The 10,995-nt window shown below is 68.9% G+C and carries 8 protein-coding genes and 1 other RNA gene; 7 read left to right on the top strand and 2 right to left on the bottom strand.

Translation table 11 applies throughout. The features are described from left to right. Positions 1-5: 5 nt before the first annotated feature. Positions 6-1,178: a nickel pincer cofactor biosynthesis protein LarC gene (gene larC / locus VFK57_03680; GenBank protein HET7694782.1), complete on the bottom strand. Its 1,173-nt coding sequence runs from the start codon at positions 1,176-1,178 to the stop codon at positions 6-8. Positions 1,179-1,233: 55 nt separating this feature from the next. Here larC and metG point away from each other — a divergent pair, with 55 nt between their 5' ends. The 6 genes from metG to VFK57_03650 all read left to right on the top strand — a co-directional run bounded on the left by metG (position 1,234) and on the right by VFK57_03650 (position 10,005). Beyond that, positions 1,234-3,210 carry a methionine--tRNA ligase gene (metG, locus tag VFK57_03675; protein HET7694781.1) on the top strand — a complete coding sequence of 659 codons (1,977 nt, stop codon included), beginning with the start codon at positions 1,234-1,236 and terminating at the stop codon, positions 3,208-3,210. Further along, positions 3,207-3,980 (top strand): TatD family hydrolase, encoded by a 774-nt coding sequence (locus VFK57_03670; protein HET7694780.1) that lies wholly within the window; start codon positions 3,207-3,209, stop codon positions 3,978-3,980. The genes metG and VFK57_03670 overlap by 4 nt, the downstream gene beginning before the upstream one ends. Positions 3,981-4,044: 64 nt before the next feature. Then, positions 4,045-5,025, top strand: a complete 981-nt coding sequence (locus VFK57_03665; GenBank protein HET7694779.1) for a polyprenyl synthetase family protein — start codon at positions 4,045-4,047, stop codon at positions 5,023-5,025. Continuing rightward, on the top strand, positions 5,026-7,071 hold the full coding sequence (ligA, locus tag VFK57_03660) for an NAD-dependent DNA ligase LigA (GenBank protein ID HET7694778.1): 2,046 nt from the start codon (positions 5,026-5,028) through the stop codon (positions 7,069-7,071). Between the two features lie 47 nt (positions 7,072-7,118). Beyond that, positions 7,119-8,561: a trypsin-like peptidase domain-containing protein gene (locus VFK57_03655; GenBank protein ID HET7694777.1), complete on the top strand. Its 1,443-nt coding sequence runs from the start codon at positions 7,119-7,121 to the stop codon at positions 8,559-8,561. 64 nt (positions 8,562-8,625) lie between these two features. Continuing rightward, entirely contained in the window at positions 8,626-10,005 is a 1,380-nt protein-coding gene (locus VFK57_03650) for a sigma-54 dependent transcriptional regulator (GenBank protein ID HET7694776.1), read from the top strand. A gap of 45 nt (positions 10,006-10,050) precedes the next feature. On the opposite strand, the gene rnpB is transcribed toward VFK57_03650, so the two are convergent. Then, an RNA gene (gene rnpB, locus VFK57_03645) (RNase P RNA component class A) lies at positions 10,051-10,513 on the bottom strand. Positions 10,514-10,585: 72 nt separating this feature from the next. Between rnpB and VFK57_03640 the strand changes: the two genes are divergently transcribed. Next, entirely contained in the window at positions 10,586-10,900 is a 315-nt protein-coding gene (locus tag VFK57_03640; GenBank protein HET7694775.1) for a helix-turn-helix transcriptional regulator, read from the top strand. Positions 10,901-10,995 lie beyond the last annotated feature (95 nt).

Genomic DNA, 10,995 nt, shown 5'->3' with positions numbered 1-10,995 from the left:
ACCGGCTACTGACCCCGGCTCTTGATCGCCGCCGCCTGCACGGCCTTGATCGAGACGCCGTGTTGCGCCGCAAGGCGGGCGCAGTCGTCGAATTCCGGCGAGGCGTTCAGCTCCTGGCCGTCGCGGCGCGCGACCTTGAAGCGGACCGCGCCGTACGGCGTCTGCACCGTCTCGGTGGTGCGATCGAGGCAGGTTCGCGACATCTCCTCGTAGCGGATGCCGATGGTGGTCGACTCGCGGAAGAGGATGTCGGTCAGCGCCGCCCGCGCCGCCGGCGGCGCGATGATCGTGACCAGCGTGCCGGGACGCGACTTCTTCATCTGCACCGGCGTGAAGAACACGTCCAGCGCGCCCGCGCCCAGCAGACTCTCCATCAGCGGCCCGAACAGCTGCGGGTTCATGTCGTCGATCTCGCATTCGATCTTGACGACGCGGGAATCCCCCGGCCCGTCGGCCCGCGCGCCCTTGAGAATGCGCAAGACGTTCGGCGTGCCCTGCGGATCGCGGTCGCCGGCGCCGTAGCCGATCTGCTCGATCCGCATCGGCGGCAGCGGCCCGAACGATCTCGCGTAGGCGGTGACGAGCAGCGCCCCCGTCGGCGTCACCATCTCGGCGTTGCCGTTGCTGTACACGGGCGCGTTGACCAGCAGCCGCGCCGTCGCCGGGGCGGGCACCGGGTAATCACCGTGGGCGCACCGCACGGTGCCGCCGCCGACGTTCAGCGGCGACGCCACCACGTCCTCGATGCCGAAGTACTCGAACGCGTACACCGCGCCGACGATGTCGATGATCGAGTCGAGGGCGCCCACCTCGTGCAGGTGCACCTTCTCGATGGGGGTGCCGTGGATGGAGGCTTCCGCCTCGGCGAGGCGCTCGAACAGGTGAATCGCGCGGTCCTGACCGTCGCGGCCGAGCGCGGAGTGCCGGATCGCGTTCACGATGCCCTTGAGGTGGTAGTGGCGATGGCCGTTGCCGGGCACCGGCGGACGCGTGTCGTGCAGGCGGAACTTGGTGGCCGTGATCCCGGCGCGCGTCACCTTCCCGGCGCTCACGTCGCCGTACTCCATCGCCAGGCTGCCGAGCGCCCCTTTCAGTGCGTCGAGCGGCAGCCCGAGATCGAGCATCGCGCCGAGCATCATGTCGCCGGAGACGCCCGAGAAGCAGTCGAGATAGAGCATGCCCGTCAAGTATGCCGCACCCGCGATACTATTCGCAGCTAGTACAATCCCTCAGATGGCCGCCCGGTTCTACATCACGACGCCGATCTACTACATCAACGCCGAGCCGCACCTTGGCCATGCCTACACGACCATCGTCGCCGATGCGATCGCGCGGGCGCGCCGGCTCCGCGGTGACGACGTGTTCTTCCTCACCGGCACGGACGAGCACGGGCAGAAGGTGGAGCGCGCGGCGCGCGCGGCGGCGCAGGACCCGATGGCCTTCGCCGATCGGACGTCGCAGAAGTTCCGCGAGCTGTTCTCGCGGCTGAACATCTCGAACGACGACTTCATCCGCACCACCGAGCCGCGCCACATCAAGGCGGCGCAGGAGATCTGGCGCCGCGTGCGCGACCGGGGCTTCCTGTACAAGGCCGCCTACGAAGGGTGGTACTGCACCGTCGACGAGTTGTTCGTGCCGGAAACGCAGCTGGTCGACGGCAAGTGCCCGACGTGCGGCAATCCGGTCGAGCGCCTCGCCGAGGAGAGCTATTTCTTCAAGCTGTCCGCGTTCCAGGATCGCCTGCTCGATCTCTACGAACGCCATCCCGAGTTCATCACGCCGGACATCCGGCGCAACGAGATCGCCGCCTTCGTCGCGGCGGGCCTGCGCGATCTCAGCGTCAGCCGCACCTCGTTCCGCTGGGGGATCCCGGTGCCGGACGACCCGAAGCACGTCATGTACGTCTGGTTCGATGCGCTGACGAACTACCTCACCGCGGCCGGCTTTCCCGACGACGCCGCGCGGCAGCAGCGCTACTGGCCGGCGGACATCCATCTGATGGGCAAGGAAATCGTCCGCCAGCACGCGGTCTACTGGCCGGCGTTCCTGATGGCCGCCGACCTGCCGCTGCCGAAGCGGATCATCGGCCACGGCTGGTGGCTGATGAACGAGGCCAAGATGTCGAAGTCGCTCGGCAACGTCGTCAGGCCCGACGACTACGTGCGGATCTTCGGCGTCGACGCGTTCCGTTACTACGTGCTGCGCGAGATGACGCTGGGGCAGGACGCGAGCTTCAGCGACGACACGTTCCTGACGCGCTACAACGCGGACCTCGCCAACGATCTCGGCAACGTGGTCAGCCGCGTGGCGACGATGATCGAGCGCTATTGCGGCGGCCGGGTGCCGGGCCCCGCGGAAGCGGCCGAGACTGCCGTCGATCACGAGCTTCGCAAGGCGACGGAAGCGGCGGTGAAGGCGGCGTTCGAGGCAGCCGATCGGCTGGACTTCAGCCAGGCGCTGCGCGAGGTCTGGGACCTGATCGCCCGGGTCAACAAGTACGTCGTCGTCCGCGAGCCCTGGACGCTGGCGAAATCGGAGAGCAGCCGCCCGCTGCTGGAGACGACGCTCTGCCACGCGGCCGGCACGCTGAGTGTCGTGGCGGCGCTGGTTCACCCCGTGATGCCGCAGACCGCACGGCGGATGAGTGCGCTGCTGGGCTCGCCGCTGCTGCCCTGGGACGACCGCCTTCCGCACGCCCGTCTGGAGCCGGGACGTCCCCTCGGCACCATCGATCACCTGTTTCCGCGCATCGACCTCAGCGTCGAAGAACTGCGCGCGCAATGGAGCACACCTGTGTCTGATCAGAATCCCGGAACCCCCGCACCGGCCCCGGCTGCGCCTTCCGCCGCCGCGGCCCCGGCGGCGGCGCCCGCCTCCGCCGACAACCGCATCTCGATCGACGACTTCCTGAAGGTCGATCTCCGCGTCGCCAGGGTCCTCGCCGCGGAAAAGGTTCCCAACTCGCGCAAGTTGATGAAGCTGTCGATCGACGTCGGCACGGAGCAGCGGACGCTGGTCGCCGGCATCGCGGAGGCGTACGAGGCGGAGCAGCTCGTCGGCAAGACGATCGGCATCGTGTTCAATCTGAAGCCGGCGAAGCTGATGGGAATCGAATCGAACGGCATGATCCTGGCGGCGAGCCCCGAGGGCGGCAAGCCGGTCCTGGTCGCGTTCGACGGCGACATCGCTCCCGGCTCGCGCATCAAGTGATCGATTCTCATTGCCACCTCGCGGATGACGCATTCGAGGCGGACCTCGACGCCGCGATCGCGCGGGCGCGCGAGGCGGGGCTCACGGCCGCCCTGTGCATCCTCGCCGCGGGAGACGAGGCGGAAGCGGCGCGGGCACGCGTGGTGGCGGAGAAGTGGGAGGCGGTGCAGTTCGCGACCGGCGTCCATCCCCATTCGGCCGGCAGCTTCGCCGGACGCGCGGAGGACGCCGCAGTCGCGGCGGAAACCCAGGTTTCAGCCTTCCAGGGCGTGGCCGTAGGGGAGATCGGCCTCGACTATCACTACGATTTCGCGCCGCGGGACGTGCAGCGGGACGTCTTCGCGGCGCAGCTCGCGCTCGCCAGGCGGCTGGGCAAACCGGTGATCGTCCACACCCGCGAGGCGACCGACGACACCTTCGCGATCCTGGCCGAGAGCGGCGGCGTCCGCGGCGTGTTCCATTGTTTCACCGGCGACACGGCGATGGCGCGGCGCGCCCTCGATGCCGGGTTCTACGTGTCGTTTGCCGGCATCGTCAGCTTTCCCAAGGCGGAAGGGCTGCGCGAGGCGGCGCGGATCGTGCCGGAGGACCGGCTGCTGGTCGAGACCGACAGCCCCTACCTGGCGCCGGTGCCGTACCGCGGCAAGCGAAACGAGCCCGCGTACGTGGCGCGGGTGATCGAGGCGCTCGCCGCAGCCCGCGGCGAGGCGCCGGCGCGGCTGGCGGAACGGACCAGCCGCAATTTCGGCAGCCTTTTCGGGCGTGGCTGAGTTTTGATATGGTGAAGCGACACCTGGCGATTCTCCCTTGAGCGAACCCGCCCAGAAACTTCCCGTGGCCGCGGATCTCGCGCAGATCTTCGAGCCGATCCGCGACGATCTCGAGCGCGTCGAGCACGAGTTCGAACGCCGCATCCAGTCGCGCGTCGCGCTGATCCCTGAGATGGGCAAGTACATCCAGAAGAGCGGCGGCAAGCGGGTGCGCCCGGCCGTCCTCCTGATGGCGGCGCGGCTCGCCGGCTACACCGGCGACAAGGCGGTGCTGAACGCGTCGGTGGTCGAGTTCATCCATACCGCGACGCTGGTCCACGACGACATCATCGACGGCGCCGACGTCCGCCGCGGCCGCCTCGCCGTGCACTCGCGGTGGGGCAACGACATCACCGTCCTGCTCGGCGACTACCTCTACATCAAGTCGATGGCGATGGCGCTGACGCAGGATTCGCTCGAGATCGTGCGCCTGCTCTGCGACGTCACGCTGCGGATGATCGAAGGGGAGCTGTACCAGCTCACCAAGACCGGCGACGTCGACATCACCGAGGAAGAGCACTTCGAGATCATCCGGCGCAAGACCGCCTACCTGTTCGGCGGCTGCGCCCAGATCGGCGGCGTGCTCGGCGGCGTCAGCAAGGATCAGGAGCTTGCGCTCCGCGAGTTCGGCTTCAACCTCGGCGTCGCGTTCCAGCTGGTCGACGATCTGCTCGATTACACGGCGGATGAGACCGCGCTGGGCAAGCCGGTCGGCGGCGACCTGCGCGAAGGCAAGGTGACGCTGCCGATCATCTACATGCTCCAGCGCGGCGGTGAAGAAGCGGACCGCCTGATTCGCACGGTCGTCGCCGAACGCGCCGTCACCAAGGATCAGTGGCGCGAGATCACGCGGATGCTGCGCGACCTGCGCGCGCCGGATCTCGCGTACGAGAAGGCGATCGAATACGCCACCCGCGCCAAGCGCGAGCTGGACGTGTTCCCGCCGAGCCGCGAACGCGACGCGCTGCAGGCGCTCGCCGACTACGTCACCGCGCGCGACCGGTAGGTGGATCCTTACCAACGGCTGTCGGAACTCCGTCGGCAGATCCGGTACCACGAAGACTGCTACTACCGCCGCGCCGCACCCGAGATCTCGGACGCGGAATTCGACGCGCTCGTCCATGAGCTCGAGCGGCTCGAGGCCGAGCATCCCGACCTCGTCACCCCCGATTCGCCGACCCAGCGCGTGGGCGGCACGATCGTGGACGGCTTCGCCGCCGTCGAGCATCTCGTGCCGATGCTCAGCCTCGACAACGCCTACGACGAAGAGGAGCTGCGCGCCTTCGACGAGCGCGTGCGCCGCGGCGCCGGGCTCGGCGCGGCGGCCGTGGCCTACGTCGCCGAACTGAAGATCGACGGCCTGAGCATCGCCCTGACCTACGAGGACGGGCGGCTGGTGCGCGGCGCCACCCGCGGCGACGGCGTGCGCGGGGAAGACGTCACCCCCAACGTGCGCACCATTCGCGCGATCCCCTTGACCTTGAACGAGGACGTCCCCGGGCGCATCGAAGTGCGCGGCGAGGTCTTTCTTCCGCGGGCCCAGTTCGATCGCATCAACCGGGAACGCGAGGATCAGGGGGAGCCGCTCTTCCAGAACCCGCGCAACGCCGCCGCCGGGACCATGCGCAACCTGGAGCCGTCGCTGGTCGCGAAGCGGAGGCTCGCCGCGTTCACGTATCAGCTGGTCGGAGCCGCGCTGGAGTCGCATTCGAGCAGCCTGGAGGCGCTGCGGAAGTGGGGGCTGCCCGTCGAGCCGCACTGGCAGCGGTGCCACGGCATCGACGAGGTCGTCGCCTTCTGCAGTGCGTGGGCCGACCGGCGCCGCGATCTCGAATTCGAGACCGACGGCGTGGTCGTCAAGGTCGACGATCTGGCGCTGCGGCAGCGGTTGGGAACGACCGCGAAGTTCCCGCGATGGGCGACGGCGTTCAAGTTCCCGGCGCAGCAGGCCCACACCAGGCTGCTGGCGATCGAAGTCAACGTCGGCCGCACGGGCGCGAACACGCCGTACGCGGTGCTCGAGCCGGTGTTCGTCGCCGGATCGACGATCTCCATGGCGACCCTGCACAATGCCGAGGACATCGCGCGCAAGGATCTCCGCGAGGGAGACACCGTCGTCATCGAGAAGGCGGGAGACGTCATCCCTCGAGTGGTCGCGCCGGTGCTCGGTCTGCGCCCGGCCGACTCGAAGCCGTGGGTGATGCCGACGACGTGCCGGGCGTGCGGGAGCGAGCTGACGCGCGACGAAGAGGAAGTCGTCTGGCGGTGCGAGAACACCTCCTGCCCCGCGCGGCTGCGCCGCAGCCTCGAGCACTTCGCCTCCCGCAGCGCGATGAACATCGAAGGGCTGGGGGAATCGCTCGTCGACCAGCTGATCGAACAGGAGCTGGTGCGGGACTTCGCCGATCTGTACCACCTGACGGCGGAGCAGCTCGAGGCGCTGGTGGTGACGCCGAAGGATCCGCGGTCCGATCGTGCGGTGGCGCGCCGGCTCGGCAAGGTCGGGCGCAACGTCTTCGAGCAGATCGATCGCAGCCGGCAGAACGATCTTTCGCGGCTCGTCTACGGTCTCGGCATCCGTCACGTCGGGGAGAAGGCGGCGGCGACGGTGTCGCGGCACATGCGGACGCTGCCGGCGATCATGGACGCGGACCTCGAGAGGCTGCAGGCGATTCCCGAGATCGGGCCGGTGGTGGCGGCGTCGATCCGGGCGTTCGCGGAGGAGCCGCACAATCGCGCGCTGATCGACAAGCTCGCCGCGGCCGGCGTCAACATGAACAGCCTGCAGCCCGCCGTGGATGTCAGCGCTCCGGGTCCGCTCGCCGGCAGGACCTTCGTGCTGACGGGTACGCTGCCGACGCTGTCGCGAGAGGAGGCGACCGGGCTCATCGAAGAGCTGGGCGGGAAGGTCTCCGGATCGGTCAGCAAGAAGACCGCCTACGTGGTCGCGGGGGAGGATGCCGGCAGCAAGCTGCAGAAGGCCCGGCAGCTCGGCATTCCCATCCTCGACGAAGCGGCGTTCCGCGAGAGAATAGAGTCCGGAAACTGGTGAGCGGCGCCGGGCTGCCGGGAGCCGGCAACCGGCGACTGGTTACTGATATGCGCCTTACCGTCGTCGCGGTCGTGCTGTGCAGCGCCGTGTCGTTCCTGCTGGGGACGGTCTCGATCCGCCCGCCTGCCGGCGCCATCGGGGCGCCCGGAGGCGCGGCGGGAGCCGTCTCGCCGGGGGGCGCGGTCAACTTCGCGGACGTCGCCGAGCGGGTGAACGCCGCGGTGGTCAACATCGACGCGGCGGCGCGAGGCGGGGAGCGGCGGCGGCGCGGCGTCGACGAGCCGCGCGATCTGCCGCCGCACGAGTTGGAGCTGCCGCACCAGGGATCCGGCAGCGGATTCGTGATCGATCGGCAGGGCTTCATCCTCACCAACTATCACGTCATCGAAGACGCGGATCGGATCACCGTGACGTTGTCGGACGGGCGGACGCTCCGCGGTGAAGTCGTCGGCACCGACCCGGCGATCGACGTCGCGCTGATCAAGGTTGCCGCCGCCGGTCCGCTCGAAGCGGCGCCGCTCGGCGATTCCGACCAGTTGCGGGTCGGCGAATGGGTGTGTGCGATCGGCAACCCGCTCGGCTACGTGCATTCGGTGACGGTGGGGGTGGTGAGCTTCATCGGACGGAAGCTGTTCGATGCGAGCCTGGACGACTACATCCAGACCGACGCGGCGATCAATTACGGCAACAGCGGCGGTCCGTTGATCAACGCGCGGGGGCAGGTGGTCGGGATCAACTCGGCGCTCAGCTCGCGCGCCTCGAACATCGGCTTCGCCGTGCCGATCAACCAGGCGGTGGCGATTCTGCCGCAGTTGAAGGCGCGAGGCCGGGTGTCGCGCGGATTCATCGGGGTGGTGCTGACCGACGTCACGCCCGATCTGCAGCGGTCGTTGAATCTGCCGGTGTCGCGCGGCGCGCTCGTCCAGGACGTCACCGACGGCTCGCCGGCCGAACGGGCGGGCGTGCGTCCCTACGACGTGATTCTCAGCGTCGACGGCCGGGACGTGCTGTCGAACGACGAGCTGATCCGCGACATCTCGGGGCGGCAGCCGGATACGGCGGTCCGGCTCGACCTGCTGCGCGACGGACGCAAGCAGACGGCGCACATGCGCCTGATCGAGCGGCCGCGCGATCTCGGCGGAGCGGATCCGGGGCCGCCGTCGGCGCCGCCGCAGCCGGCGCTGCCGGAAGACGCGCCGCTCGGCCTGGCGGTCCGCGATCTCGACACCGCGTTCGTGCGGCGGATGGGGATCCCCGGCGCGGTCGCCGGCGTCGTCGTGGTCCGCGCGGATCCGACCGGCGCGTCGTTCTCGCCGCCGATGCGGCGCGGATTCGTGATCATGGAGATCAACCGTCAGCCGGTGCGCTCGGTGGCCGACTTCGCCCGGATCGTCGCGGCGGCCCGGACGGGTGACGTGCTGGCGTTTTATGGTTACGATCCGTCCGTGGGGCAGAGAGGATTCGTGCTGGCGACGGTGGACACGAGATGACAGGTGCGAAGGAGCGGCAGCGAGTGAGCCAGGCGAGCGGAACGGGGCATCCCGGAGAGGGTCGATGAAGGGGCGAATCCTGGTGGTCGACGACGAGGCCGAGATCCGCCGATCGGTCCGCATGATCCTCGAGTACGAGGGTTACGACGTCCAGGAGGCGTCGAGCGGGCCCGAGGCGCTGGCGCTCGTCGAGCGCGAGCCCCCGGACCTCGCGTTCCTCGACATCAAGATGGGCGGCATGGACGGCCTCGAGACCCTGCAGAAGATCCGCCAGAGCAACGACGCGCTGCCGGTCGTGATCATCTCCGGCCACGGCACGGTGAGCACGGCCGTCGAAGCGACCAAGCTCGGGGCGTTCGACTTCATCGAGAAGCCGCTGGCCAGCGAGCGTGTCCTGGTCACCATTCGCAACGCGCTGGATCAGGGGCGGCTGCGCGACGAGAACCGGACGCTGAAGCGGGCCGTGGAAGCGCGCCACCAGATGGTCGGCGAGAGCCCGAAGATCCGCGAGATCTGGGACAAGATCAAGCGCGCCGCGCCGACCACGGCCACCGTGCTGCTGCTCGGCGAGAGCGGCTCGGGAAAGGAGCTGGTCGCGCGCGCCATTCACCGCAACAGCCTGCGCAGCCGCGAGCGCTTCGTGCAGGTGAACTGCGCCGCGATCCCCGAGGAGCTGATCGAGTCCGAGCTGTTCGGCCACGAGAAGGGCTCCTTCACCGGCGCGACCGAGAAGCAGATCGGCAAGTTCGAGCAGGCCGACCGGGGAACGATCTTCCTCGACGAAGTGGGGGACATGAGCCCGAAGACGCAGGCCAAGGTCCTCCGCGTACTGCAGGAGGGGGAAGTGGAGCGGCTCGGCTCCGCCCGCACGATCAAGGTCGACGTCCGCGTCATCGCCGCCACCAACAAGGATCTGGAGGCGGAGATCGAAAAGGGGACCTTCCGCGAGGATCTCTACTTCCGCCTCAGCGTCATCCCGATCCGCGTGCCGCCGCTCCGCGACCGCAAGGAAGACATCCCGCTGCTGGTGCGTCATTTCGTCGATCTGTTCAGCCGCGAGAACAACCGCCGGCCGCAGCGCTTCACGCCGGCGGCGCTCGAGTTCCTGCAGAACGCGCGGTGGAAGGGGAACGTGCGCGAGCTGAAGAACACCGTCGAGCGGCTGCTGATCATGACGCCGGGCGACAGCATCGACGTGGACGACCTGCGCGACGTGGTGCGGGTGGAGCGGAGCGCCGCGCCCGCGGAAGCGGCTCCGTCGCCGCACATCGCGCCGGGCACGCTGAAGGAGTTCAAGGAGTCGGCCGAGCGCAAGTTTCTGGTCGAAAAGCTGCGCGAGCACGCCTGGAACATCTCGAAGACGGCGGAGGTCATCGGGACGCCGCGCAGCAACCTGTACAAGAAGCTCGAGCAGTACGCGATCACCGAGGAGTCCGACGGTTAGCGGGCGGAGAGCGGGGCGCGGGCGAGCGAGCGGATAGCGGATAAGCGCCGCAGAGCGCCGTAAGCCGAATCCTGTTTCCCGCCTTCGCGCCTGACGGCGCGACGGCGAGACGACGATCATTCCTCTAGCCCCGTCATTGCTGACGGGATCAAGCAGCCTACCCGGAGACATCGGACGGGCCGTCCGTCGCCCCGCCTTCGCCCTGACGGGCTGCGGCGACGCGGTCTCCCTATTTGGCCTTGCTCCGTGCGGGGTTTTGCCTGCCGTCCGTGTTGCCACGAACGCGGTGCGCTCTTACCGCACCTTTTCACCATTGCCCGCCGCCGCCCCTGCGGGCTGCGGCGCGGCAAGCCTTGCGACCTGCCGTTGGCTGTGTATTTTCTGTGCCACTTTCCTTCGGGTCGCCCCGACCGGCCGTTAACCGGCGCACTGCCCTGCGGAGTTCGGACTTTCCTCGTCCGCCTTCGCCCTTGCGGGCGCGGCGCGACGCGATCGTCTGGCGCTCTGCGGCAACTTTTCATTATACCGGGGGCGCGCCGCAGCGGAACCGCTGGACGCGGACGCCCGTCTAAGGGCTATGTTGATTACCAACATAGCCATCAGCTTCGGCTCTGCCGTCATCCTGCACGCGGTCGCCTCCGGCAGCCGGTTCGGCTTCGACATCATGCAGGTCACCGGCCTGACCAGCGGCACCGTGTATCCGGCGCTCGATCGGCTCGAAACCGCCGGGTACCTGAAATCGAGCTGGGAAGACGCCGCCGCCGCGCATGCCGACGGTCGGCCGGCGCGCCGCTATTTCACCCTGACGGCCGCCGGCGCCGCGGCGCTGCGCGCCGCGCTGCAGAAATACCGCGCGCTCCGCCCGATCGCGGGCTTCAGTCCGGAGGAGGCGTAGAGGCGGTGTCGCGTCAACTCCCAACTCCCAAAGCCCAACGCCCAAGTCCGAACGCCCAACTCCCAAGTCACCCGAACGCCGGGGGATCGGGGACC

It is taken from the genome of Vicinamibacterales bacterium (assembly GCA_035699745.1).
Taxonomy (GTDB): Bacteria; Acidobacteriota; Vicinamibacteria; order Vicinamibacterales; family 2-12-FULL-66-21; genus JAICSD01.
The sequence above is the reverse complement of the archived record's forward strand: the minus strand, read 5'-3'. Positions and strand labels throughout refer to the sequence as shown.